The organism is Stenotrophomonas maltophilia (assembly GCF_013464485.1).
Taxonomy (GTDB): Bacteria; Pseudomonadota; Gammaproteobacteria; order Xanthomonadales; family Xanthomonadaceae; genus Stenotrophomonas; species Stenotrophomonas maltophilia_AW.
The window spans coordinates 49,754-74,988 of sequence record NZ_RAUX01000024.1 but is presented as its reverse complement, the minus strand read 5'-3'; the positions used below and the strand labels follow the sequence as shown (position 1 = coordinate 74,988).

Annotated in this window: 25 protein-coding genes and 2 tRNA genes; 20 read left to right on the top strand and 7 right to left on the bottom strand. The window is 67.2% G+C overall.

Annotated features, from left to right (window positions below):
• Positions 1–231 precede the first annotated feature (231 nt).
• Complete coding sequence (locus tag D7Y61_RS11205; protein WP_180866301.1) at positions 232–1,020, bottom strand: AraC family transcriptional regulator; 789 nt, start codon at positions 1,018–1,020, stop codon at positions 232–234.
• 90 nt (positions 1,021–1,110) lie between these two features.
• On the opposite strand from D7Y61_RS11205, the gene D7Y61_RS11200 reads away from it, so the two are divergent.
• Complete coding sequence (locus D7Y61_RS11200; protein ID WP_180866300.1) at positions 1,111–2,244, top strand: MFS transporter; 1,134 nt, start codon at positions 1,111–1,113, stop codon at positions 2,242–2,244.
• 88 nt (positions 2,245–2,332) lie between these two features.
• On the opposite strand, the gene D7Y61_RS11195 is transcribed toward D7Y61_RS11200, so the two are convergent.
• Complete coding sequence (locus D7Y61_RS11195; RefSeq protein ID WP_180866299.1) at positions 2,333–2,740, bottom strand: hypothetical protein; 408 nt, start codon at positions 2,738–2,740, stop codon at positions 2,333–2,335.
• Positions 2,741–3,093: 353 nt separating this feature from the next.
• On the opposite strand from D7Y61_RS11195, the gene D7Y61_RS11190 reads away from it, so the two are divergent.
• Complete coding sequence (locus D7Y61_RS11190; RefSeq protein ID WP_180866298.1) at positions 3,094–3,387, top strand: hypothetical protein; 294 nt, start codon at positions 3,094–3,096, stop codon at positions 3,385–3,387.
• Here the strand turns inward: D7Y61_RS11190 and D7Y61_RS11185 are convergent.
• From D7Y61_RS11185 to D7Y61_RS11175, 3 genes are all read right to left on the bottom strand, one after another.
• Positions 3,374–3,808, bottom strand: a complete 435-nt coding sequence (locus D7Y61_RS11185; protein ID WP_180866297.1) for a hypothetical protein — start codon at positions 3,806–3,808, stop codon at positions 3,374–3,376. The genes D7Y61_RS11190 and D7Y61_RS11185 overlap by 14 nt on opposite strands.
• A 112-nt stretch (positions 3,809–3,920) precedes the next feature.
• Positions 3,921–4,727: an amidohydrolase gene (locus tag D7Y61_RS11180; protein WP_180866296.1), complete on the bottom strand. Its 807-nt coding sequence runs from the start codon at positions 4,725–4,727 to the stop codon at positions 3,921–3,923.
• A gap of 14 nt (positions 4,728–4,741) precedes the next feature.
• Positions 4,742–5,890, bottom strand: coding sequence for a pyridoxal phosphate-dependent aminotransferase (locus D7Y61_RS11175; RefSeq protein WP_180866295.1), 1,149 nt, complete (start codon positions 5,888–5,890; stop codon positions 4,742–4,744).
• A gap of 90 nt (positions 5,891–5,980) precedes the next feature.
• Here D7Y61_RS11175 and ccmA point away from each other — a divergent pair, with 90 nt between their 5' ends.
• From ccmA to D7Y61_RS11120, 11 genes are all read left to right on the top strand, one after another.
• Entirely contained in the window at positions 5,981–6,709 is a 729-nt protein-coding gene (ccmA, locus tag D7Y61_RS11170) for a heme ABC exporter ATP-binding protein CcmA (protein ID WP_430543705.1), read from the top strand.
• Positions 6,706–7,401, top strand: a complete 696-nt coding sequence (gene ccmB / locus D7Y61_RS11165; protein WP_180866293.1) for a heme exporter protein CcmB — start codon at positions 6,706–6,708, stop codon at positions 7,399–7,401. The genes ccmA and ccmB overlap by 4 nt, the downstream gene beginning before the upstream one ends.
• 43 nt (positions 7,402–7,444) lie before the next feature.
• Positions 7,445–8,215 carry a heme ABC transporter permease CcmC gene (gene ccmC / locus D7Y61_RS11160; RefSeq protein ID WP_180866292.1) on the top strand — a complete coding sequence of 257 codons (771 nt, stop codon included), beginning with the start codon at positions 7,445–7,447 and terminating at the stop codon, positions 8,213–8,215.
• Positions 8,212–8,400 (top strand): heme exporter protein CcmD, encoded by a 189-nt coding sequence (locus D7Y61_RS11155; protein WP_107230954.1) that lies wholly within the window; start codon positions 8,212–8,214, stop codon positions 8,398–8,400. The genes ccmC and D7Y61_RS11155 overlap by 4 nt, the downstream gene beginning before the upstream one ends.
• Positions 8,397–8,858, top strand: a complete 462-nt coding sequence (ccmE, locus tag D7Y61_RS11150; protein WP_107230955.1) for a cytochrome c maturation protein CcmE — start codon at positions 8,397–8,399, stop codon at positions 8,856–8,858. The genes D7Y61_RS11155 and ccmE overlap by 4 nt, the downstream gene beginning before the upstream one ends.
• A complete protein-coding gene (locus D7Y61_RS11145; RefSeq protein ID WP_180866291.1) occupies positions 8,859–10,778 on the top strand; it encodes a heme lyase CcmF/NrfE family subunit in 1,920 nt (639 codons plus the stop codon).
• Between the two features lie 8 nt (positions 10,779–10,786).
• On the top strand, positions 10,787–11,404 hold the full coding sequence (locus tag D7Y61_RS11140) for a DsbE family thiol:disulfide interchange protein (protein ID WP_005410345.1): 618 nt from the start codon (positions 10,787–10,789) through the stop codon (positions 11,402–11,404).
• Between the two features lie 4 nt (positions 11,405–11,408).
• Positions 11,409–11,858, top strand: coding sequence for a cytochrome c-type biogenesis protein (locus D7Y61_RS11135; RefSeq protein ID WP_019336393.1), 450 nt, complete (start codon positions 11,409–11,411; stop codon positions 11,856–11,858).
• Positions 11,852–12,841, top strand: a complete 990-nt coding sequence (locus tag D7Y61_RS11130) for a tetratricopeptide repeat protein (RefSeq protein WP_180866290.1) — start codon at positions 11,852–11,854, stop codon at positions 12,839–12,841. Before D7Y61_RS11135 ends, D7Y61_RS11130 begins: the two co-directional genes overlap by 7 nt.
• Before the next feature lie 153 nt (positions 12,842–12,994).
• Complete coding sequence (gene metX, locus D7Y61_RS11125) at positions 12,995–14,107, top strand: homoserine O-acetyltransferase MetX (RefSeq protein WP_180866289.1); 1,113 nt, start codon at positions 12,995–12,997, stop codon at positions 14,105–14,107.
• Positions 14,108–14,452: a DUF1294 domain-containing protein gene (locus tag D7Y61_RS11120; RefSeq protein WP_180866288.1), complete on the top strand. Its 345-nt coding sequence runs from the start codon at positions 14,108–14,110 to the stop codon at positions 14,450–14,452. It begins immediately after the preceding gene.
• A gap of 68 nt (positions 14,453–14,520) precedes the next feature.
• On the opposite strand, the gene cydC is transcribed toward D7Y61_RS11120, so the two are convergent.
• Together cydC and cydD are read right to left on the bottom strand one after the other, a co-directional pair.
• Entirely contained in the window at positions 14,521–16,194 is a 1,674-nt protein-coding gene (cydC, locus tag D7Y61_RS11115) for a thiol reductant ABC exporter subunit CydC (RefSeq protein ID WP_180866287.1), read from the bottom strand.
• Entirely contained in the window at positions 16,191–17,936 is a 1,746-nt protein-coding gene (gene cydD / locus D7Y61_RS11110; RefSeq protein WP_180866286.1) for a thiol reductant ABC exporter subunit CydD, read from the bottom strand. The genes cydC and cydD overlap by 4 nt, the downstream gene beginning before the upstream one ends.
• A gap of 228 nt (positions 17,937–18,164) precedes the next feature.
• Here cydD and D7Y61_RS11105 point away from each other — a divergent pair, with 228 nt between their 5' ends.
• The 7 genes from D7Y61_RS11105 (at position 18,165) to pgaA (ending at position 25,235) form a co-directional block, all read left to right on the top strand.
• The gene (locus tag D7Y61_RS11105) at positions 18,165–19,748 is read left to right on the top strand and encodes a cytochrome ubiquinol oxidase subunit I (RefSeq protein ID WP_032129413.1); all 1,584 of its coding nucleotides are present in this window, start codon (positions 18,165–18,167) and stop codon (positions 19,746–19,748) included.
• A 15-nt stretch (positions 19,749–19,763) separates the two neighbouring features.
• Positions 19,764–20,918 (top strand): cytochrome d ubiquinol oxidase subunit II, encoded by a 1,155-nt coding sequence (gene cydB / locus D7Y61_RS11100; RefSeq protein WP_049401140.1) that lies wholly within the window; start codon positions 19,764–19,766, stop codon positions 20,916–20,918.
• A gap of 54 nt (positions 20,919–20,972) precedes the next feature.
• Positions 20,973–21,086, top strand: a complete 114-nt coding sequence (gene cydX / locus D7Y61_RS11095; RefSeq protein WP_032129411.1) for a cytochrome bd-I oxidase subunit CydX — start codon at positions 20,973–20,975, stop codon at positions 21,084–21,086.
• A 56-nt stretch (positions 21,087–21,142) separates the two neighbouring features.
• A tRNA-Pro gene (locus D7Y61_RS11090) sits at positions 21,143–21,219 on the top strand.
• 140 nt (positions 21,220–21,359) lie between these two features.
• Positions 21,360–21,436, top strand: a tRNA-Pro gene (locus D7Y61_RS11085).
• A 222-nt stretch (positions 21,437–21,658) separates the two neighbouring features.
• A complete protein-coding gene (locus D7Y61_RS11080) occupies positions 21,659–22,864 on the top strand; it encodes a CynX/NimT family MFS transporter (RefSeq protein WP_180866285.1) in 1,206 nt (401 codons plus the stop codon).
• Positions 22,865–23,207: 343 nt separating this feature from the next.
• Complete coding sequence (pgaA, locus tag D7Y61_RS11075) at positions 23,208–25,235, top strand: poly-beta-1,6 N-acetyl-D-glucosamine export porin PgaA (RefSeq protein ID WP_180866284.1); 2,028 nt, start codon at positions 23,208–23,210, stop codon at positions 25,233–25,235.

Genomic DNA, 25,235 nt, shown 5'->3' with positions numbered 1-25,235 from the left:
GCCCGGGCGGTAACCGCGGCCCCGGCGGTCCGGGTGGCAGCCGTGGCCCGGGTGGCCCCGGCGGCAACCGCGGTCCGGGCGGCCCGCGCCGCAGCGGCCCGCGCGGCGGCTGATCAACGACCCGACTGAAATGAAAAACCCCGGCTCCGGCCGGGGTTCTTCTTTAAAAAGGGGACGGAGGGGATTAAGTCGCTTTCGCCCCTTCGACACACACGCGGTGGCAAAAACGACTTAATCCCCTCCGTCCCCTTTTGCGTGGCGCTGGAACGCGGCGGGCGTGGTGCCGGTCATGCTGCGGAAGAAGGCGATGAACGGACTCTCTGCGGAGAAGCCGGTGTCCTGCGCCGCATGCGCGACGCGATGGCCGAGCAGCAGCAACTCCATGGCCCGCATCAGGCGCCATTGCTGGCGCCAGGCCTGGTAGCCCATGCCGGTGTCACGCTGCATCAACCGGCCGACGGTGCGCACACTCAAACCCGCACGCGCAGCCAGCTCCGCAAGTTCGGGCGGAAGCTGTTCGGCCGGAGGCAGGCAGCACGCGATCCGTGGATCGCGCGGCAAAGGCAGGTCCATCGGCGCCACCGGTGCAGCGGCGATTTCCAGCACGCACAACGCCAGTTGATGGTGTGCACGCGGCGACCGCCAATCATGGTCGAACGGAGCCTGCGCGATCGGTTCCAGCAACGCCTGCAGCAGCGGACCGACGCCGATGATCGCCGGCTGTGGGGGCAGCTGGGTCGACAGGGTGGCATCGAAGTACAACGAACGGTAATCGACCGCCTGGCGCATCTGCGCGCGATGGCGCAGCCCTCCCGGAATCCACGCCGCGCGCGCGGGCGGCAGCAGGCTGATGCGATCACCGTAGGTCAGTCGCGTACAGCCCCGCCGGGTATACAGCAACTGCGCGCGTGCATGCTGGTGCCAACCCGAATCGTGATCCGCCAGTGAGGCCGCGATCCCCAGCACCGGAGCACTCCAGGCATCGGCGTCGAAGTGCGCCTCCGGCTGCAACCAGGCCATGTCTGATTTCATATATTCAATGACAGGATGGACAGGGTGCGCCATTGCGGGCGCGACCACAATGCGCGGCCCTGTTCCTGGAGCGCCCGCATGTCGCGCCGCCTGTTGTTGCTCACCATTGCACTGCTGATGTTCCCGCAGCTGGCACAGACCCTGTACAGCCCGGCCCTCGCCGATCTGGCCGAGCGTTTCGCCTTGCCGCCGAGTGCCGCCAGCCAGGCCATGAGCCTGTACTTGTTCGGCTTCGCTGCAGGCGTGCTGCTGTGGGGCAGGCTTGCCGATCGTATCGGCCGTCGCCCCGCCCTGTTCGGCGGCCTCGGCGTCTTCGCCGTGGCTGCACTGGGCGGCCTGATGGCTGACAGCTTTGGCCAGGTGCTTCTGGCCCAGGCGTTGGCCGCAGTCGGCGCCGCCGCCGCCTCGGTCGTCACCCAGACCGTGCTGCGCGATCACCTGCAGGGGCCGGCGTTGGCGCATGCATTCTCCTGGATCGGCATGGCCCTGGCCCTGAGCCCAGCCATCGGCCTTGCGCTGGGCACGCTGCTGGTCACCGCCAATGGCTATGCCGGCGTACAGTCCGGCCTGCTGATGATTGCTGCACTGCTGGCAGTCGCATGCCTGGCAGGTCTCCGCGAAAGCCATCCTGCACAGATCCCGCGCACGCCCCTGCTGCCACTGCTGCGTCAACTGCTCTGCGACCGTTGGATCTGGTCGCACGCGCTGCTGGTAATGGCCTTCAACGTGGCAATGTACAGCTGGTACGCACTTGGCCCCTTCGTGTTCGCTCGCCTGCAGTGGCCCGCCAGCTGGTTTGGTGCCAGTGGCGCGGTACTGGCCTTGGGCTCGGGACTGGGCGCCTGGGGCAATGGTCATCTGCTGCGTGCTGGCGTTGCCTCCGCCACGCGCGTCCGCATCGCTTCAGCGCTCGTTCTTGGCGGCGGCGTGCTTTCCGCACTGCTGCATGGCCATCCGCTGGTGGTGCTCGCGATGCTGCCGGTCGTTGCCGGCTTCGGCCTGGCCATTCCCAATGTGCTCGGTCAGGCGCTGCGGAGCTATCCGCATTGTCTCGGCAGCGCAGGCGCGCTGTTCGGCCTGCTCTACTACCTGTTGATCGGCGGCGCGATGGCGGTCGTCGGCGCCTTGCAGCAGTTGGCACCCACCCTCATCGTCTGCGGCATGCTGGCGATGTGGCTGCAGGGGCGGCTGAGCACTGACAACCCGGGATGATCTCCCCTTGATCACAGCGAGGACGTCCGGCATCGCCGGCAATGGCCCCGGGGACACTGCCCCAGGGCACGGAGGAGCGGACAGCCGGCTACTGGACGTTGATCACTTCATCCATCGGCGCAAGAAAGTTGCCGGCATTGTTGCGCGACGCCGAAATCACATAGGTACCAGGCGTTGCGATGGTTGCAGTGCAGTGACGGATCGGCGTGTTGTTGCCACCATCGTAATTGTCATTGGTGCGGCACAGGAACTGGCCATTGGCATACACCGAAAAATTGCTTGTGCCATCTACCCTGCCGCCGCCGGTAATGTAGATTTCGGACGGCGAGCCGGCCACGCGCGGCAAGGTACCGATCTCGAACCGGGACGTCACGGGGTGTGGAAGCAGGCTCGGGCAGGACACCACGATTCCGCTGTCGGACAGGCAGACTTCGGCTTGGGCGATGGTGGGCGCGGCCATCAAGGCCACAAGCAGCACGGACGTTCTGAACTCCATTCCAGCGTCTCCAGATGATCCCAGCAGAATGACTGGGACGTTCCTGTTATTCATGGCGCGGTTACTGCAGGATCAAGAAAACGTAAATCCATGCACAAGGTGCGGCCGTGGAACGCAGCCGAACCTAGGCCAGCCGGGGCATTGCATGCTTTCGCGGCTGCTGGCGCAGACCATTTCAATATGACCTGATGTCAATGATGGATGCCCACCACCGCGCGACACGGGCGCGTGGTTTCTCCGTACTCACCACATCACTAGGAATTGCTGCAAACGCAAGGCACTGTGCGCCACGTCCGGATTTCACATCCGGGGTCTGGCTATCGTGCGCGCTCCTTCAGACAAGGCAGATGCCCATGATCACCATCACCGCCGAACAGGCCCGCGCCAATGCCGACGCAGCCAAGCGCCCGATCGAACAGTTCTATCGTGATCTCGACAATGCAATCCAGGTCGGCTCGGATAGCGGCCGCCGCTATATCGTGTTCGGCTTCAGCCAGGTAATGGCCAGCCAGCAGCTCGTCGAAGACGTGACCGCACAACTGCTGAAGAATGGCTTCGGCGTCGAACGATTGCTGAGCGACGCCGAGCAGCACTACATCCGCATCAGCTGGGGATTGGCTGAGCTGCCGCGACTCAGCGTCGGCTGAGGGTAAACGCGGTGCCGTCCACACCCAGGTCCCAGCCCTTGCCGGTACCGGATAGCGCCAACGAGATATCACCCTTGGTCATCACCTGCGCGTTGCTGGACTTCACTGCACCGGCATGCGCACCGATCGAGGCGTAGGTGCCGAGCAGCTCGTTGACGCTGACCGCACCGGTGAAGCTGCCACGACCGTTGGTGATCTTCGACTTGCCAACAGTCAGGCCGCCGCCCTTCATCTGGATGCGTACCGGCATGCTGGCGCCATTGCTGCAGGTGACCGTGCCATTACCCGAGGCGGTCTTGTAGATCAGCGACCAGCCGGACAGGTTGTAGCGCAGCTGGCAGTCGAGGTTGCCAGCGGCATGCGCGGCCGGGGCCAGCGTTGCAGCGGACAGGGCCAGCAGCAGGGCGAAGGACGTGTTCATGGCAGGACTTCCAGTTCGGTCGGACTGCCTGTGAATCTAGCAGCGCGCGCGTGCAGGTTGGATGCAGGCGCGCGCCGCTGCGTGGCAGGCATTCAGCCGCCGTCGTGCCGTTTCAGGCCTGCTCGTCCAGGTGGAAGGCATCGGCATCGAGCATCGCCGGGAAGCGCGCGCGGTGCGCGGCCAGCGCCTCGGCTGAGATGGTGGTGGTCACCACCTGCTCACACTCGCGGATCTCCACCTGCGGCTGGCCAAGGAAATCGAGAACCGCGCTGTCGCCGGCGTAATGCAGCTGGTTGCCATCGACGCCGACACGGTTCACCGCCGCCACGAAGCACAGGTTCTCGATCGCACGTGCACGCAACAGTGTCTTCCACGCATAGGCGCGTGCCGACGGCCAGTTGGCAACGAAGATCTGCAGGTCGAAATCCAGCTGCTGCGGACGCTCCACGTTGTAGCGGTTGCGGCAGAACACCGGGAAACGCAGGTCGTAGCACACCTGCGGATTGATCCGCCAGCCCTTCCATTCCACGCTCAGGCGGTCGCGACCGGCAGCATAGCGCTCGTGCTCGCCGCCGTAACGGAACAGGTGGCGCTTGTCGTAGTACTGCAGGTTGCCATCGGGCGTGGCGAACAGCAGGCGGTTGTAGACGCCTTCGCCATCACGCAACTGCACACTGCCGATCACCGCCGCGTTCAAGGCCGTGGCCTGCTCGCGCACCCAGGCCACAGTCGGGCCGTCCATGCCTTCGGCCTGGGCGATGGCTTCGTTGGAGAAGCCACTGGTGAAGGTCTCCGGCAGGATCACCAGATCGGTGGTGCCGGCCAGCGGTGCCAGCAGCGCGCCGTAGTACTCACGGTTGCCCGCCGGGTCATGCCAGCGGGTGTCGCCCTGGACGAGGGAAATTCGCAGGTCCTGCATGGTCACTGCTCCGCTCACAGCAGGCGCAGGCGTTCGATCGCCGCGTCCATCGTTGCTTCATTCTTGGCGAAGCACAGGCGCACCAGGCGCTGGCCGGCCGGCGGGTTCTCGTAGAACGGCGACAGCGGAATGGCAGTGACGCCCTTCTCGATGGTCAGCCACTTCACGAACTCGTGGTCCGGCAGGTCGCTGATGGCCGAGTAATCGACCAGCTGGAAGTAGCCACCCGGGACCGGCAGCGCCTTCAGGCGGGTACCAGCCAGCTGCTCGCGGAAGCGATCGCGCTTGGCCTGGTAGAACGCCCCCAGTTCCAGGTGGTGCTCCGGCTCGTCGCGGATCATCGCGGCGAAACCGTACTGTGCCGGGCCGAAGCTGGTGAAGGTGTTGTACTGGTGCACCTTGCGGAACTCGGCAGTCAGCGCCGGCGGCGCGATCGCGTAGCCGATCTTCCAGCCGGTGCAGTGGTAGGTCTTGCCGAAGCTGGAAATGACGAACGCGCGCTCGCGCAGTTCCGGGTAGCGCAGCGCCGATTCATGGCGACGGCCGTCATAGATGATGTGTTCATACACCTCATCGGAAATCAGGTAGATCTGCGTGCCACGCAGCAGCTCGGCCAGTGCCTGCATGTCCTGCGCCGACAGCATCGCGCCGGACGGGTTGTGCGGGGTGTTGACGATCAACATGCGGGTGCGCGGGGTGATCGCCGCACGCACGCCGTCCCAGTCGACGGCAAAGGTCTGCGGATCCAGCGACACATGCACGGCCTTGGCACCGGCCAGATCGATCGCCGGCTCATAGCAGTCATACGCCGGGTCGAGCACGATCACTTCTTCGCCGGCACGCACCACGGCGTGGATGGCGTTGAAGATGGCCTCGGTACCGCCACTGGTGACGGTGATCTCGCTGTCCGCATCGACCTGCGCGCCGTAGCAGTCCAGCGCCTTCTGCGCGATGGCCTGGCGCAGCGGCGCCACGCCGGTCATCGGCGGGTACTGGTTCAGCCCGGCGGCCATCGCCCTGGCGGTCTCGTCGATCAGGCGCTGCGGCGCGGAAAAGTCCGGGAAACCCTGGCCCAGGTTGACCGCGCCGTGTTCGGCGGCGAGCTGGGACATCACGGTGAAGATCGTGGTACCGACCTTGGGCAGCTTGGTGTTGGGTTGCATCGGCCTGGGGGATATGGGGAGACAGGCCCCTGAGTTTACGCAATCCCTGCTTCGGTAGTGCCGGCCGCDGGCCGGCACCCCTGGGACGATATGCGACGCTGGGTCGCATCTGCCGGCCAGCGGCCGGCACTACCATCGGCATTCACCGCTACAATTGCCGCCGCACTCCGGCATGAAGACCTTTGCCCCTTGAACACCCCTGCATTGCTGGCCGCCAGCGGCCTGAGCTTCTCCCGCAATGACGAGCCGGTGTTCGGCCCGCTGGACTTCCATGTGGACGCCGGTGAAGCGCTGCTGGTGCAGGGCGGCAACGGCGCCGGCAAGACCACCCTGCTGCGCGTGCTGGCCGGCCTGTCCCGGCCCGGCGCCGGCCAGGTGCGCATCGACGGCAAGCCGGCCAGCAATGCAGAGCGCGCGCGCTATGTCGCCTACCTCAGCCATCTGCCGGCCCTGAAGCCGGACCTGGATACGCTGGAGAACCTGCACTTCCTGTGCGGCCTGCACGGGCGCCGCGCGCGCCAGATGCCGGGCAACGCGCTGGCCATCGTCGGCCTGGCCGGTCATGAGGACACCCTCGTTCGGCATCTGTCGGCCGGGCAGAAGCGGCGGCTGGCACTGGCACGCATCTGGCTGTCGCCGGCGCCGCTGTGGCTGCTCGACGAACCCTACGCCAACCTCGACCTGGAGGGCATCACCCTGGTCAACCGGATGATTTCCGCGCACCTGCGCGCCGGTGGCGCGGCGCTGGTCACCACCCATGGCGCCTATGCCGCGCCGCCGGTGCGCACCCGCCAACTCGACCTCGGCGGTGCCGCATGATCGCGCCAGGCACCGAACCGGGCCTGTGGCAGACCGCAGGCGCCCTGCTCAAGCGCGACCTGCGCCTGCTCTGGCGCCGCCGCGGCGATGCGCTGCAGCCGCTGCTGTTCGCGGTGCTGGTGGTGGTGCTGTTCGCGCTGGCGCAGGGCCGTGAGCCGCAACTGCTGGCCGTCACCGCAGGCGCAGTGCTGTGGCTTGCGGTGCTGCTGGCCGGGCAACTGTCGCTGGATTCACTGTTCCGCTCCGATGCCGAAGACGGCTCGCTGGAACAATGGCTGCTGGCGCCGGTGCCGCTGGCCTGGCTGGTGCTGGTGCGCGTGCTACTGCACTGGGCCACCACCGCGCTGCCGTTGATCGTGGTCAGCCCGTTGCTGGCCGAAATGCTGCATCTGCCGCATGACCAGCTGCCGCTGTTGCTGGCATCGTTGCTGCTGGGAACACCGTTGCTGAGCCTGATCGGTGGCGTGGTCGCCGCGCTGACCGTAGGCATCCGGCGCTCTGGTATTCTCGTGGCGTTGCTGTCGTTGCCGCTGTACGTGCCGGTGCTGGTGTTCGGCGCAGGCAGCCTGGCGGCGGCCGGGCGCGGCCAGGATCCGGTCGGTGCGCTGCTGATGCTGGGCGCCGGCCTGCTGGTCGCACTGGTGCTGGCACCGCTGGCCACCGCCGCTGCAATACGCATTTCTCTGAGTTGACCGAGCTGAGAGCCAATCCACCCCTGCTGGATAGCCGCCACGCATGAATCCGATTGTCCGCTGGTTCCACCAACTCGGTTCGCCCCCCACGTTCGACCGATTCGCTGCCCGCTGGTCGCGGGTGTTCTACCTCGCCGCGGTGCCGGTGCTGCTGGTCGGCATGTGGCAGGCGCTGCTGGTGGTGCCGCCGGAAGCCCGGCAGCTGGACAGCTTCCGCATCCTCTACATTCACGTGCCCAGCGCCTGGATGAGCCTGTTCGTGTTCGCGCTGATGGCGCTGTATGCCGCCATCGCACTGATCTGGCGGATCAAGGTCTGCGAGATCCTGGCCATGGCCTGCGCGCCGATGGGCGCCGGTTTCACCCTGATCACCCTGCTCACCGGCAGCATCTGGGGCAAGGGCACCTGGGGCACCTGGTGGGACTGGGACCCGCGCATGACCAGCGAGCTGGTGCTGCTGTTCCTGTACCTGGGCGTGATCGGCCTGTACCACGCCATCGAAGACCGCCGCAGCGCCGCGCGCGCAGCCGGGCTGCTGGCCATCGTCGGTGTCAGCCTGCTGCCGGTGATCCGCTACTCGGTGGACTGGTGGGGTGGCCTGCACCAGCGCCAGTCGATCAACGTGTTCGGCGAATCGGCGATCAGCAGCGCGATGATCGCGCCGCTGTGGTGGATGGTGATCGGCACCAAGTTCTGGTTCGCCGGCTCGGTGCTGGCCAAGGCGCGCGCCGACAACCTCGACCGCGAGGCCGGCAAGGCCTGGGTCGGTGGCCGCGTCGATGCAGAGCGCCCGGCCCGGGAGGCCCAGCCATGACCCACCTGCCCTATGTGATCGGTGCCTACGCCGTGTTCGTGCTGGTGCTCAGCGCCGATGCCCTCGGCTCGTGGTTGCGCCTGCGCGTGGCGCGCCGCCTGGCACTGGCCCGGCAGCAACGGCAGCAGACCCGCGCCGGCAAGCAGGACGCAGCGGCCTCGCTGCCGACGGAGCTGGAACGATGACCCCGGTGCAGCGTCGCCGCCTGGTCTGGGTACTGCTGGCCCTGCTTGCCTCCGGCCTGGCCACCGCACTGGTGGCGATGGCTTTGGAGCGCAACATCGCCTACCTGTACACGCCTGCCGAAGTGCTGCGCGGCGATGTCGATGCACAGACGCGCTTCCGCTTGGGTGGCATGGTGGTGAAGGGATCCTTCAACCGCCCGGTCGGCTCGCTGGAGGCACGCTTCGAGGTGACCGACGGCGATGCACAGCTGCCCGTGACCACCTCGCGGATCCTGCCGGACATGTTCGCCGAAGGCACTGCGGTGGTCGCCAGTGGCCGCCTGCAGGACGGCGTGTTCGTCGCCGACGAAGTGCTGGCCAAGCACGATGAAAAGTACGTGCCGAAGGAAGTGGCCGACAAGATGGGCGATGCCCATCGCAAGCACGACGTGCCCGTGACGGCACCCGAGGTGCGCTGAGTGCTGCCCGAACTGGGTCAGATCCTGCTGTTGTGTGCGTTGCTGGCCTCGCTGTTGCAGGCCGGCCTGCCGCTGGTCGGCGCGCATCGCAACAACCCGGCGTGGATGGCGGCGGCACGGCCGGCGGCCTTCGCGCAGCTGCTACTGCTCGCCGGTGCCTTCGCGGCGCTCACCGCCGCATTCGTGCAGCAGGACTTCTCGGTGCGCTACGTGGCCGAGAATTCCAATTCGCTGCTGCCGCTGATCTACCGCTATTCGGCGGTATGGGGCGCGCATGAAGGCTCACTGCTGATGTGGGCCCTGGTGCTGGCATTGTGGACCGGCGCAGTGGCGCTGTTCTCCCGGCACCTGCCAGCACCGGTGCAGGCGCGCGTACTGGCGGTGATGGGCATCGTCAGCGTCGGCTTCCTCGCCTTCCTGATCTTCACCTCCAACCCGTTCCTGCGCCTGAACCCGGCGCCGCTGGAAGGCCGCGATCTCAACCCGCTGCTGCAGGACCCGGGCCTGATCATCCATCCGCCGATGCTGTACATCGGTTACGTGGGCTTTGCGGTGCCGTTCGCATTCGCAGTGGCGGCGCTGCTGGAAGGTCGCGTGGATGCGCGCTGGCTGCGCTGGACGCGTCCCTGGACCAACGTCGCCTGGGGCTTCCTGACCCTCGGCATCGCGCTGGGCAGCTGGTGGGCCTACTACGAGCTGGGCTGGGGTGGCTGGTGGTTCTGGGACCCGGTGGAGAACGCCAGCTTCATGCCATGGCTGGTCGGTGCGGCACTGATCCACTCTCAGGCCGTCACCGAAAAGCGCGGCACCTTCGGCAGCTGGACGCTGTTGCTGGCAATTGCCGCCTTCGCGCTGTCGCTGCTGGGCACCTTCCTGGTCCGATCCGGTGTGCTGACCAGCGTGCATTCGTTCGCCGCCGATCCCTCGCGCGGCCTGTTCATCCTGGTGTTCCTGTCGATGCTGGTCGGTGGCAGCCTGCTGCTGTACGCGCTGCGCGCCAGCCAGCTGAGCGTGGACGCCGATGATCCACGCCGTGGCTTCACTGCCACCTCGCGCGAGACCCTGCTGCTGGCCAACAACCTGCTGCTGGCCACTGCCTGCGCGATGGTGCTGCTCGGCACGCTGTACCCGCTGCTGGCCGATGCGCTGTCGCTGGGCAAGATCTCGGTAGGGCCGCCCTACTTCGGCAGCCTGTTCCTGCTGCTGATGACACCGATGATCCTGCTGCTGCCGTTCGGCCCGCTGGTGAAGTGGCAACGCGACCAGCCCTCGCGCTCGTTCGCGCTGCTGGCACCCTGGCTGGGGCTGGCGGTGCTGCTGGGCGCGCTGGCCTGGTGGCAGGCGCCGCAGAACGGCTGGAAGGCCGGTCTCGGTGTCGCCGCCGCGGTCTGGGTCGGGTTCGGTACCGCACGCTTCGTCTGGCAGCGACTGCGCGGCAACGGCCGCTTCACCGCCGAAATGCTCGGCATGATCGTTGCCCATGCCGGGATCGCCGTGTTCCTGGCCGGTGCACTGCTGGTGGAAGCCTTGAATGTGCAGCGCGAAGTGGCGCTGGCACCTGGCCAGCAGCTGGTGGTCGGCCGCTACGAAGTGCGCTTCGAGGGCGTGGATCACCGCGAAGGTCCCAATTTCATCGCCGACCGCGGTCATCTGCGGGTGTTCCGCAACAGCCGCGAACAGGCCCTGCTGCATCCGGAGAAGCGCCAGTACGCCAGTGGTGGCCAGGTGATGACCGAGGCCGGCATCGATGCACGCTTCGATGGCGATGTCTACGTGGCATTGGGCGAGCCGCTGGGCAACAATGCATGGGCGGTCCGGGTGCACATCAAGCCGTTCGTGCGCTGGATCTGGCTGGGCGCGCTGCTGATGGCCCTGGGCGGATTCATCACCGCCGCCGACCGCCGTTTCCGTCGTCCGTAGGAGTTTCCATGTCCGAGTCCCCCGCCCCGCGCCCCTCCCGCCCGCTGCCGCCGGTAGCCATCGTGATCGGCGTGCTGTTCTTCTTCGGCCTGCTCGGGCTGATGATCTACGGGGTGATGAAATCGGGTGATCCGCAGCGCGACGTGCTGCCCTCGGCGCTGATCGACAAGCCGGCGCCAGCGTTCGCGCTGCCGGTGCTGCACGACCCGGAAATGATCGTGCACAGCGACGAACTGCGCGGCGCGCCTTACCTGTTGAACGTGTGGGGCAGCTGGTGCGCGGCCTGCCGCGAGGAACACCCGGTGCTGACCCGTTTCGCCGAGAGCAAGCGCGTGCGCGTGATCGGCTACAACTGGAAGGACGAGCCGACCGATGCCCTGCACTGGCTGGAGCAGCTGGGCAACCCGTTCATGGTCGTGCTCAGCGACGTGGAAGGCCGCACCGCGATCGACTGGGGCGTGACCGCTGCACCGGAGACCTTCCTTGTCGACGGCAGCGGCATCGTGCGCTGGAAGTACAGCGGTGCGATGACCCAGCGCGTGGTCGACGAGAAGCTGATCCCGGCGCTGGAAAAGATCGAGAAGGCCCAGGGCAATGCCGGCAGCACGCTGCACACGGCGCCCTGAGCCCATGCGCTGGCTGCTGGCGTTGCTGCTTCTGATGCTGCCGCTGGCCGCGGTGGCACAGCAGCCGCTGCACGATCCGCAGCCGCTGCAGTTCCGCGATGGCGCCGAAGAACGCCGCTTCCATGACCTGGCCGCGCAGCTGCGCTGCGTGCAGTGCCAGAACCAGTCGCTGGCCGATTCCAACGCGCAGATCGCGCAGGATCTGCGCCGCGAGGTGCTGCAGCTGATGCAGCAGGGCCACGACGATGCACAGATCAAGCAGTTCCTGGTCGCCCGCTACGGTGAGTTCGTGCTCTATCAACCACCGTTGCAGCCGGGCACCTGGCTGCTGTGGGGCGGTCCCCTGCTGATGCTCGGCGCCGGTGCACTGGTGGTGCTGGGCATTGTCCGCCGTCGTGGCCGTACGGTCGGCGCAGCACCGGCCGGCAAGGCCGATGAAGGAGACGGATGGTGAGCCATTGGCTGCCGGCGCTGGCCGGTCTGGTTGCTGCGCTGATGGCAGCGCTGGTGCTGTGGCCGCTGCGCCACCACGGTCGTCGCGGTTTCGTGGTCGGCGTGTTCGCACTGGGCGTGGCCGGTGCCTGCCTGTATCTGCTGGTCGGTGATCCGCGTGCAGCACAGGTCCAACCGGCGCCGTCGGTAGCCACCCTGCGCGATGGCGTGCAGGCCCTGCAGGATGCACTGAAGCGTGACCCACAGCGGGCCGATGGCTGGGCGCTGCTGGGCCGGTCGCAGGCCGAACTGGGCAACGCCGCAGCCGCGGCGGACGCCTTCGCGCGTGCCGCCGCTCTCGCCCCGGAAGACCCAGGCGTGCTGGTGGAAGCGGCGCAGGCACGTGCGCAGGCCGATGCCGGCAAGCAGTTCGATGACACCGCGATGGCCTGGTTGCAGCAGGCGCGTGCACAGGCACCCGATGCCGAACGCGCCAGCTGGTTGCTGGGCATCGCCCTGCGCCAGCGCGGAAAGAATGCCGAGGCCGCGGATGTGTGGAGCGGCCTGCTGCCACGGCTTGAGCCCGGCGCCGCGCAGGCGCTGCAGGCGCAGATCGCCATCGCCCGCGAAGCCGCAGGCCTGGCACCCGATGCCGCTCCTGCGGCACCAGCGGCGCTGCTGCAGGTACGCGTGCAGCTGCCTGCGCTGAAGAATGCCGAGTGGCCGGCCAGCACCCAGGTATTCGTGCTGGCCCGCGCCGTGGGTGGACCGCCGATGCCGGTGGCCGCACGCAAGCTGCCGCTGGCCGGTTTCCCGGCCACGGTCGGGCTGGGCGACGGTGACAGTCCGATGCCAACCGCGCCATTGTCCGCACATCGCGAAGTGGAAGTGCTGGCACGCATCTCGCGTACCGGTAGCGCCAACCGCAGCGAGAGCGACCTGCAGAGCATCCCGGTGAAGGTGAGCCTGCCGCATGACGGCGTGGTGGAGCTGCGGTTTCCGTAACGCACCGCGCGGTAGTGCCGGCCGCTGGCCGGCAACCACGCAGGCGCATCAAGGTTCATGAGGTTGCCGGCCAGCGGCCGGCACTACCGTGTCGATCGCCGATGGAAACCAGCATGTCGCCAGCTGCACGTCCGGCCCAGCTAGAATGCCCGCATGACTGAATTCATTCCGCCCGGCACCCGTTTCCATGCCCTGCCCTCGCCGTTCCCGTTCAAGCGCGGTGGCGCCCTGCACGGTGCGCATGTGGCCTATGAAACCTGGGGAACGCTGGCTGCCGACGCAGGCAACGCGATCCTGATCGTGACCGGTCTTTCGCCGGATGCGCACGCAGCGGCCAACGACGCCAATCCGGCGCCAGGCTGGTGGGAAGGCATGGTTGGCCCCGGCAAGCCGATCGATACCGACCGCTGGTTCGTGGTGTGCGTGAACTCGCTGGGCAGCTGCAAAGGCTCCACCGGCCCGGCCTCGCTCAATCCGGCCACCGGCGAACCGTATCGCCTCGACTTCCCCGAGCTGTCGATCGAAGATGGCGCACGCGCGGCCATCGAGGTCGTGCATGCACTGGGCATCGAGCAGCTGGCCTGCGTGATCGGCAATTCGATGGGCGGCATGACTGCACTGGCCGTGCTGATGCTGCATCCGGGCATCGCGCGCAGCCACGTCAACATTTCCGGCAGCGCGCAGGCGTTGCCGTTCTCGATCGCGATCCGCTCGCTGCAGCGCGAGGCAATCCGTCTTGATCCGCGCTGGAATGGCGGCCACTACGACGATGCCGAATACCCCGAGTCGGGCATGCGCATGGCGCGCAAGCTGGGCGTGATCACCTACCGTTCCGCACTGGAATGGGATGGCCGCTTCGGCCGCGTGCGGCTGGATTCGGACCAGGCCGATGACGATCCGTTCGGCCTGGAATTCCAGGTGGAAAGCTACCTGGAAGGCCACGCACGACGCTTCGTGCGCTTCTTCGATCCGAACTGCTACCTGTACCTGAGCCGTTCGATGGACTGGTTCGACCTGGCCGAGTACGCCGATGGCGATGTGCTGGCGGGCCTGGCGAAGATCCGGGTGGAGAAGGCGCTGGCCATCGGCGCCAACACCGACATCCTGTTCCCGGTGCAGCAGCAGCAACAGGTTGCCGACGGCCTGCGCGCCGGTGGCGCCGAAGCACATTTCATCGGATTGGAGTCACCGCAGGGCCACGACGCCTTCCTCGTCGACTTCGATCGTTTCGGCCCCGCCGTGCGCGGCTTCCTCGACGCACTGTAAGTGGCGTGGCGGCGTAATCTCGCGCTGGCTGCATTCGGTGCGTTGACTGCGTTGATGATCAGCGGCGTGCTACCGCTGTGGCTGGGCGGCTGGTGCCTGCTAGCCAGCGCGGTGTCGTTCGGGCTGTACGGCCACGACAAGCGCGCGGCCCAGCGCAAGCAGTGGCGGATTCCCGAACGCACGCTGCAACTGCTGGCGTTCGCCGGCGGCTGGCCCGGCGCGTTGCTCGGCCAGGCCGTGTTCCGCCACAAGCACCGAAAGGCCCCATTCCAGTGGGTGTTCTGGCTGTGCGTGCTGGCCAATGTGGCCTCGATCGTGGTGCTGCTGCGCGAGTTTTCGCGGTAACCAAGCTGTAGAGCCGAGCATGGGCTCGGCTCTACAGTAGATCCACGCCAAGCGTGGTTGTGCATCGGTCAAAGTTCGCGGACCAGGGCTCCGTCACGCAGCCGGTACTGCGCATCGACCACGCCTTCAGGCAGGTCGTCGTGGGTGATCATCAGCAGGCTGCGGCCGTCCAGCAACGCGGGCAGGTCGCGCAGCAGTGCATGTGCAGTGTCCACGTCCAGTCCTTCAGTGGGCTCGTCCAGCAGCAGGATCGGCGCATTGCGCAGCAATGCGCGCGCCAGCGCCAAGCGTCGTGCCTGGCCGGCCGACATCGTCGCGCCGTTCTCGCCCACCCAGGTGTGCAGGCCGCCGTTGTTCTCGGCCCAGTCGCCCAGGCGCACCCGGCGCAGCACCGCCCACAGCGCGGCGTCGCTGGCATCGGGATCGCCCAGCCGCAGGTTCTCGGCCACCGTTCCGGCAAACACCGGTGCGTTCTGCGGCAGCCAGGCCAGCTGCCGATGCCATTCGGCCTGGGCGAAATCGCGCAGATCGCGGCCGCCATAGGTGATTCGCCCTTGCTGCGGGTCCCACAGGCGCAGCAGCAGGCTGGACAGCGTGGTCTTGCCACTGCCGCTGTCGCCGCGCAGGGCCATGCGCTCACCCGGTGCCAGGGTCAGCTGCACGCCGGACAGCACCGGACGCGCCGCGCCGGGCCACTGGAAATGCACATCGTCCCAATGCACCCGCGCGGCCTGCGGCACCGGCTGTGGCGCGGCGGGATCCTCCACCGTCGGCGGCTGCTCGACGATGGCCTGCAACCGATCAGCAGCGATACGCCCGGACTGAAGTGACTGCCACGCCAACCCCATGCCGGCCCACAGTTCGATCAGTGCCACGGTGAGGAACACCAGGCCCGCCGCCAGTTCCGGCGCGATGCGCTGCTGTTCGGCCGCATGCAGGGCCAATGCCAGCATCGCCACCAGGCCCAGCCCAGCGACCAGGCCATGCAGGGTCGAGGCCGCGATCAGGCGCCAGCGCCGACGACGATCACGCGCCGCCAGCTGCTTGGCCGCCACGCGCACCTTCAGCTGCCAGGCCGCGTCGGCATGCAGCGCGGCGAGGTCGCCCGCGCCCTCCAACCCTTCAAAGGCGGCGGTGCGCAGTGCAGCACGATGCGCGGCACGGTCGGCCTCTTCATCGTCGCGGCCGCGCACGCCCAGCCACGGCACTCCGAAAGCGATCAGCAGCGCCAGTGCCGCCAGCAGCAGCGCCGCCGACGGCAGGATCATCGCCGCCGAAACGATTGCGACCAGCGACAACCCACCCAACGCCACCAGCGGCCCGATTGCACGCACCAGCAGGCCATCGACCTCACCGATGTCACCAAGCAGGCGCGCCAGAAGTTCGCCGGTGCGCGTGGCCCCCAGCCGCGCCGGTGCCAGTGGCAGCGCGCGGCGGAAGAACCACACGCGCAGATCGCGGGCGATGCGCAGCGTGGCATCGTGGCCGACCAGCTTCTCGAAGTAGCGCGACACGATGCGCGCCATGGTCAGGCCGCGGATGCCGGCCGACGGCGAAAAGAAGTTGAAGCCCTGCGCCAGCCCGGCCGCACCGGCCAGCGCAGCGGCGGTCAGGAAGCCACCGGACAGGCCCAGCAGGGCGGTGCCGGCCAGCATCGTGATCCACAGCAGCAGCACGGTCAGCAGCAGGCGCGGGCGATGGCGCAGGAACACCGCGCGCAGCGAATCAGGCGAACGGCTCATGCGCGCACCGCCTGTGCCGGCTCGACCAGGCGGCCTTCCGGCAACAGCAGGCAACGGTCAGCCCACGCGATCACCGCAGGGCTGTGGGTGGCGACCACCACGCTGCGTCCACGTGCATAGGCGGCCAGGCTGCGCAGCAGCGCGGCTTCGGTATCGGCATCGAGGAACGCAGTCGGTTCGTCCAGCAGCAGCACCTGCGGGTCGCGCAGCAGCAGGCGGGCCAGACCGATGCGGCGTGCTTCACCACCGGACAGGCCGAAGCCGCGCTCGCCGATCACGGTATCCAGCCCCTGCGGCAGGCGCTGCGCGAACTGCAGCACCTGCGAGGCCTCGGCCACTGCGCGCAATCGCGCATCGCTGGCACCGGGATCGGCCAGGCGCAGGTTGTCGGCGATGCTGCCGTGGAAAAGGTACGGCCGCTGGCTGGCATAGGCCACCTGCACGCCGGGACGCAGCTGCAGCTTGCCGGCACGCGGCGGCAACCATCCGGCCAGTGCCTCCAGCAGCGTGCTCTTGCCGGATCCGCTGGGGCCGACCAGGGCCAGGCGCTGGCCCGGTTCCAGCAGCACATCCAGATCCTGCAGCACGTCGTGCGGCGCGCCCAACGGGCGCAGCACCAGGCCCTGCGCCTGCAGCGGCGGCAATGCGGCCTCGGCCGGCTCCACCGCCAGCGGCGCGATCTCGTTCTCGATCAGGCCCTGCTCATCGGGCAGCGACTGCAGCAGGCGCTCCACCTCGGCGGCGGCAGCCAGTGCGTTGGCACGATCGTGGTAGTGCGCGGCCAGACGCCGCAGCGGCGCGTAGAACTCCGGCGCCAGCAGCAGGCAGAACAGCCCAGCGCCCAGCGTCGGCACTGCTGCATGCAGCGTCATCAGGCCCAGATAGCTCAGGCCCAGGTACAGCGCAACCATCGCCACGCTCACCGAGGCGAAGAATTCCAGCACCGTGGACGACAGGAAGGCGATGCGCAGCACCTTCATCGTACGCACGCGCACGCCTTCGGCAGCGGCCGCGATGCCGTCCAGTTCGGCCTCGCCCCGGCCATACAGGCGCAGCAGGCCCAGACCCTTGATGCGGTCGGCGAAGTGGCCGCTCATCCGCGCCAGCTCGCCCAGCTGCGCACGGCCGGCGGCTTCAGCGCCCCAGCCCACCAGCATCATGAAGAACGGCACCAGCGGTGCGGTGAACAGCAGGATCAGCGCCACCACCCAATCCACCCAGGCCACAGCGGCCAGGATCAGCAGCGGCACCACCACCACTTCGGTGCGCACCGGCAGGAAGCCGCTGTAATAGCTCTCGATCGCATCACCGTGATGCAGCATCAGTTCGCCCAGCTCGCCGGTGCGGCGCTGGCGCAGCCACAGCGGCCCATGCCCAAGCAAGCGCGCGAACACACGCTCGCGCAGCGCCAACCGCGCGGCATCGGCCACATCACCGGCAGCCGCCTGGGTGGCGCTGCCCAGCAGCGTGCGCAGCACCAGGATCACCGCCAGCCCAGCGAGCACCGGCAGGCCCGACGCCAGCGGTGCGCGTTCCACCAGCACCTGCTGCACCAGCCAGGCGATGGCAGCGGCCTGGCCGATCAGCAGCGCGCCGGACAGGCTGATGCACAGCGCCGCCAGCCGCTGGCGACCTCGAGCGGAGCGCGCAAGATCGGCCAGCCAGGCGGTGCGGGCACGCCGCTGGCGGGTCGTTTCGGCTTCCGGGGAAAGGCCGTCAGGGGTCGTTTCGGCAGCGCTCAAGGGGTCTTCACGGGTAACAGGGGAGACACGGCATTGTAGGCGCAGGCAACAGCCTCCCCCTGCGGCCGGCGGTCGCAGTCTTCATCGGGTTGGCATACGATCCTCCTGAATACCCATTCATACATTGATCTGGATCAAGGCTGTTTGAAGTAGTCGGTCACATCATTCACCCCGTAGACCACCCTTCCCGCCACCTGCAACGGCACTATCCAACGAGGTAGCCAGGCCATGATTGATCAGACAGTCGTAGAACTGTCGCGGCTGCAATTCGCTCTGACCGCGATGTACCACTTCCTATTCGTACCGCTCACGCTTGGCCTGTCCTTCATGGTGGCCATCATGGAGAGCGTGTACGTGATGACCCGCAAGCAGGTCTGGCGGCAGATGACCCTGTTCTGGGGCACCCTGTTCGGCATCAACTTCGCCATCGGCGTGGCCACCGGCCTGGTGATGGAGTTCCAGTTCGGCATGAACTGGTCGTACTACAGCCACTACGTGGGCGACATCTTCGGTGCGCCGCTGGCCATCGAAGGCCTGATGGCGTTCTTCCTGGAAGCGACCTTCATCGGCCTGTTCTTCTTCGGCTGGAAGCGCCTGAGCCCGGTCAAGCACCTCACTGTGACCTGGCTGATGGCGCTGGGCACCAACCTGTCGGCGGTGTGGATCCTGATCGCCAACGGCTGGATGCAGAACCCGACCGGTGCGGTGTTCAACCCGGAAACGATGCGCATGGAAGTGGTCGACTTCGCTGCGGTTCTGCTGAACCCGGTGGCCCAGGCCAAGTTCGTGCACACCGTCAGTGCCGGCTACGTCACCGGTGCGATCTTCGTGATGTCGATCAGCGCCCTGTACCTGCTGCGCAACAAGCATCGGGACATGGCCCGCCGTTCGTTCGCGGTGGCCGCAGCCTTCGGCCTGCTGTCCTCGCTGTCGGTGGTGGTGCTGGGTGACGAGAGTGGTTACGCCGCCAGCGAACACCAGAAGATGAAGCTGGCCGCGATCGAAGCAATGTGGGAAACCGAGCGTGCGCCGGCCGACTTCACCGCCTTCGGCATTCCCAACCAGGACACCCACCAGAACGACTACGCGGTGAAGATCCCGTACCTGATGGGCCTGATCGCCACCCGTTCGCTGGACCAGCCGATCCCGGGCATCCTGGAACTGGTGGAGCGTGCCGAGCACCGCATCCGCGGCGGCCAGATCGCCTATGGCGCACTGGAACGCGTGAAGAAGAACCGCAACGACCTCGAAGCACGCGAGATGTTCGATCGCCACTGGCAGGATCTCGGCCACGGCCTGCTGCTGAAGCGCTACCGCGAAGACATCCTCAACGCGACGCCGGAGGAAATCTCCAAGGCCGCGATGGATACCGTCCCGCGCGTGGCCCCGCTGTTCTGGACCTTCCGCATCATGGCGGGCCTGGGCTTCTACCTGATCGCCTTCTTCGCACTGGCGTTCTACTTCTCGTGCCGCAACAACTTCCAGGACAAGCGCTGGTTCCTGAAGCTGGCCGTGTGGTCGCTGCCGGCACCGTGGATCGCGATCGAGTGCGGTTGGTTCGTCGCCGAGTACGGCCGCCAGCCGTGGGCGGTGGATGGTGTGCTGCCCACCTTCTACGCGGCATCGGGCCTGGCACTGCATGAAATCCTGACCACGCTGGCGGTGTTCACCAGCTTGTACACGGTGCTGCTGATCATCGAGATCAAGCTGATGCTGAAGGCGGTCCGCAAGGGTCCGGACGACATCCTGCCCTCGCTGCAGGCCGATATCCGCCCCGCTTCCCCCAATGCAGTCGCCCCCGGCCAGGCCTGAGGCAGGAGAATCCAGATGGAATTCATTGCACTTGATTACACCACGCTCCGCGTGATCTGGTGGCTGCTGCTCGGCATCCTGCTGATCGGCTGGGCCGTGATGGATGGTTTCGATCTTGGTGTCGGCACACTGCTGCCGTTCGTGGCCAAGACCGATGAAGAACGCCGGCTGGTGATCAACACCGTCGGCCCGGTGTGGGAAGGCAACCAGGTCTGGCTGGTGCTGGGTGGTGGCGCGATCTTCGCCGCATGGCCGCCGCTGTATGCGGTCAGCTTCTCCGGCTTCTACCTGGCGGTGTTTGCGATGCTGTTCGGGCTGATCCTGCGCCCGGTCGGCTTCAAGTACCGCAGCAAGCTGCCGTCCAAGCGCTGGCGCGACAACTGGGACCGCGTGCTGTTCATCGGCGGCCTGCTGCCGGGCCTGATTGCCGGCGTCGCCGTGGGCAACGTGCTGCTGGGTGTGCCGTTCCACTTCGATGACACCCTGCGCGTGACCTACACCGGTTCGTTCTTCGGCCTGCTCACCCCGTTCGCGCTCATCGCCGGCCTGATCAGCGTGGCCATGCTGGTTTCGCATGGTGCGGCCATGCTGGTGATCAAGACCGACGGCCCGGTGGCCGAACGAGCCGCACGTTACGGCAGCGTCGCCGCCATCATCAGCTTCGTGCTGTTCGCTGTCGCCGGTGCCTGGGTGGCCTTCGGCCTGCCGGGTTACCAGATCACCTCGCAGGTGGTCACCGATGGCCCGACCAATCCGCTGCTGAAGACCGCCGAACTGGGCACGGCCGCCGGTGGCTGGCTGCGCAACTACAGCTCCATGCCGGCGACGCTGGTGTTCCCGGTGCTGGGCCTGCTGGGCGCACTGGCCAGCGCGGTACTGCTGCGCGCGCGTCGTGGTGGCCTGGCCTTCATCGCCTCGGGCGCCTCGATCGCCGGCATCATCCTGACCGTCGGCTTTGCGATCTTCCCGTTCCTGCTGCCGTCCTCCAGCCAGCCCACCTCCAGCCTGACTGTCTGGGACAGCTCGTCCAGCCATCTGACGCTGTGGGTCATGCTGCTGGCCACGGCCATCTTCCTGCCGATCATCATCGCTTACACCACCTGGGTGTACCGCGTACTGAAGGGCAAGACGACGGTCGAGGAAATGGGCGACAACCCCAACGCTTACTGATTGCCGGTGTGCCGGCCTACGGTCGGCACATCCCTTGAACATAGGAGATTGACCATGTGGTATTTCGCCTGGATTCTCGGTGCCGGACTGGCCTCGGTCGTGGCCATCCTCAACGGGATGTGGTTCGAAGCGCGCGAAAGCGCCCGCACCGACAACGACGTGCATTGAAACTGTAAAAAAGGGTTGCCGACAGGGCCTTCACACGGTATCTTAGGCGGCTCCTTCGGGGTGTAGCTCAGTCTGGTAGAGCGCTACGTTCGGGACGTAGAGGTCGCAGGTTCGAATCCTGTCTCCCCGACCACTMAAGTGGTCGCATTGAAGCCTGGTGAAGTCGTCCAGGCTTTTTTGTTCCCTGAAGTGGCACTGCTTCGGCAGTGTGAAGAAAACAGCATTCACCCCTTGCCGCCATCGGGGTGAATCGCTAAAATAGGCGGCTCCCTTCGGGGTGTAGCTCAGTCTGGTAGAGCGCTACGTTCGGGACGTAGAGGTCGCAGGTTCGAATCCTGTCTCCCCGACCACTTCGGTGGTCACCAAGAAGCCTGGAAGACATCACTGTCCTCCGGGTTTTTTTGTATCAAGCGCCAGGCCGCCCGCGTGACGGGACCTTGCCGCGCAGCGCACGTACAATGGCCGCGCTGCCGGCCCTCCTGCAGCCCCCACCCCCACCTGCCGCTTCGGCGTAGACCGATGCCGGCGCTGCATGCCGTTGCTGCGGCGTGCGACACCTGCAAGGACCACCGATGAGTTCCTCCCCTTCCGATTCGCCGTCGCTGCTGCACGGGCGCGTCCTCGCGTTCGCCGCGATCCTGCTGGCAGCGATCAACCTGCGCACCGCGGTCACCTCGATCACCCCGCTGCTGGACGTGCTCGGCCAGCAGTTCGGCTTCGGCACCACCATGACCGGTGTACTGGGCATGCTGCCGACCGCCTCGTTCGCGCTGTTCGGCGTCGCCACGCCGGCACTGGCCCGGCGCCTCGGGCTGGAGCGCACCACGCTGCTGGCGATGGTGATGGCAATGGCCGGCCTGCTGCTGCGTTCCAGCGCCGGCAACGTCGGCACGCTGCTGTTGGGTTCGGTGGTGGCACTGGCCGGCATGGGCATCGGCAACGTGGTGGTGCCGCCGTTGGTGAAGCGCTATTTCGCCAACAAGGTCGGCACCATGAGCACGCTCTACATCAGCGTGCTGCAGCTGGGCACGATGCTGCCCGCGCTGCTGGCGGTACCAGTGGCCAACGCCGCAGGCTGGCGCGTCTCGCTGGGCATGTGGGCACTGCTGGCGCTGGCTGCCGCGCTGCCGTGGCTGGTGCTGGCCACGCGCGCGCCGAAGCCGCAGTCCAATGCGTCCGATCCGACCGCGCAGCCGCACGGCAAGGTCTGGCGCACGTCGCTGGGCTGGAGCATGACGCTGATGTTCGGCATGACATCGCTGATGACCTACTCGATGTTCACCTGGCTGCCGCGCATCGTGGTCGAGGCCGGTGGCACGCCGGCGTTCGGCGGCGTGATGGTCGCCGTGTTCTCGGCGCTGGGCCTGCTGCCGTCGCTGGTCATTCCATCGATGGCGGTGCGCCTGCAGAACCCGTTCCCGCTGGTGCTGATCGGCTTCTTCTCGTTCGTGATCGCCTTCACCGGCCTGCTGCTGGCACCGATGAAGGCGCCACTGCTGTGGGCCTGCCTGCTCGGCGTCGGCCCGTCCACCTTCCCGCTGGCACTGACCCTGATCAACCTGCGCACGCGCACCCCGACCGGTTCGGCGGCGCTGTCCGGCTTCATGCAGGGCGTGGGCTACAGCTTCAGCTGCCTGGGCCCGTTCCTGGTCGGCTGGCTGCACACCGTCAGCGACGGCTGGACGATCCCATTCAGCTTCCTGTTCGGCTGCGCCACCCTGATGCTGTGCGCCTCGTGGGTGGCCTGCAAGCCGCGCAAGCTGGAAGACCTCTGGTAAGCCACCTGGGCCCCGCAACCGGCCCCACCTACCGCTCGTCAGCCCGTTTGCGCATTTTGACGCCGGGCTGACAATTCCGGGCGGATAGTGCCCACGAATGCCCATCCTTGCCGCGTGCCGGCATCGGGCATGGGGGCGGTCGCGCCGCCCAGGCCACCACTCGGTGTGCGGGGGACTCTCGTTTCAGACAAGACATTGCAGGTCGCTGTCCGGGTTGTACCCGTCCTGGCTGGGCGGGAATGCACGAAGGGAGTGACGCGGGCCACGGCCATTCCAAATCTTGGCATGTGATGTGCGTCACAGTTTTTATGGTTGTCTGGTTCGGAAGCCAAGGGGGTCCCCAATGGTTGTCCACCGCCGGCTGGCGCTCTGCGTCGGCCTTGCCTGCTCCGCCCTGGCCTGGGCCAGCAGTGCTGCCCCGCCCGGCCGCGAGGCGGCGCTGGCCGAGATCGGCCGCTACCGTGACCAGGCCCGCTGGCTGGACGCGCTGGGCGCGATCGAACGTGCGAGCCAACAACAGCCCAATGACGACCTGCTGTTCAAACTGCGCGTCCTGACCCTGGGCGACATCGGCAATGCGTGGCGCGCCTGGGAGCTCTACCAGCAGCGGCCGCAGCTGTTCGACGATGCCCAGAAGCAACGCCTGGAGGGCGACTATCTGGCCAAGCTGGTGGTCTGGAGCCTGGCCTACAGCCGCAGCGAAGACAGCCGCCTGGAAGAGGCCGAATCCACGCTGGCGCGCATGCAGCGTTATCTTGGCGGCGAAGGCACGCCACCGGCCCAGGCCCCGCTGCGCATCCGCATGGACCGCCTGATCCTGCTCAACCGCCTGGGGCGCCACACCCAGGTGCGCGAGGAAGCACGCGCCCTGCAAGCCGAGGGTCACACGCTGCCCGACTACGTGCTGCCTGCGGTGGGCGATTCACTGATGGGAACGCTGCACCCGCAGGAAGCCATTCCGGTGCTGCAGGCCGCGGTGACCGGCGATCCCACACGCGATGCCTCGCACTCGCAACTGGCCTACGCCTACCTGGAAAGCGAGCAGCAGGAGAAAGCCATTGAACTGTTGCAGGCGTGGCGTGACAAGGAGCCGGCCTGGCGCTGGAGCAACGGCAAATCACCGTATGCGAACTGGTCGCGCTACGAGGCCGACCTGAATCTGGCGATGGTGCGCGCCTACAGCGGTGACCTGTCCACCGCGCAGCACGACCTGGAATCGATGGTGGATATCGCGCCGGGCAACGGCGGCCTGCAGAGCGCATTGGGCAGCGTGTACATGATGCGCGGCTGGCCACGCCGGGCCCTGCAGCGGCAGCAGATGGCGCACGCGCTCGACCCGCGTGACGTGGAAGCGCGGCTGGGCATGGAAGAGGCCTACGTCGCCCTGCAACGCGATGACCTGGCGCGACCGCTGCACGAAGACCTGGTCGCGCGCTACCCGAGCCAGCCGGCGGTGCAGCGCATGGACCAGGCATGGCGCGTGCATCGCGGTTGGCAGGTGCAGGCATGGACCGACATCGGGCGCAGTTCCGGTGGTGGCGGCACTTCACCCTTGGGCAACAACGATCGTCGCTATGGCGTGGAGGTGCAGTCGCCGATCATGGACGATCGCTGGCGGCTGTTTGCCTTTGCCGACCGGCGCTCGGTCGACTTCCAGGACCAGCGCATCGACCCACTCTGGCTCGGTGCAGGCGTGCGTTACCGCTTCGGCCAGCTGGATGCGGAAGCGGCGGTGCTGCGCGCCAATGACCATGTGGGTGATACCGGCCTGCGCGCCGGCGTGGGTTGGCAGTTCAACGACTACTGGCACGCCGGCCTGGTGGCCGCGCGCAATGATCCGGAAGCGTCGATGCAGGCGCGCGTTGCCGGCATCACCGCAGACAGCCTGAGCGCGCGGGTGGACTACCGGCGCAGTGAGCTGACCCACTGGATGTTCGGCGCCAGCCGCTTCCGCTACGACGACGGCAATCATCGCGAGCTGTTCAGTACCGCCCTCGAGCAGCGCCTGCTGACCCGACCGCGCTGGCTGGTCGACGGCCTGGCCAGTGCCTACACCAGTCGCGGCAGCCGCGATGATGCGCCCTATTTCAACCCGTCGCGCGACCGCATGGTCGAGATCGGGCTGCGCATCGACCAGCAACTGTGGCGGCACTACGAACGCCACTTCCGGCACCGGCTGACGGTTTCGCTGGGGGACTACTGGCAGGACGGCTTCGGCAGCGCGCTGGTGCCATCGGTGTCCTACCAGCATGAGTGGCAGCTGGGGCCGGGCCGTGTGCTCGAGTACGGCGTGCGCTGGTCGCGGCCGGTCTACGACGGCCATCGCGAACGCCATTTCGGCTTCGAAGCCGCATTGCGCTGGGGAGACTGA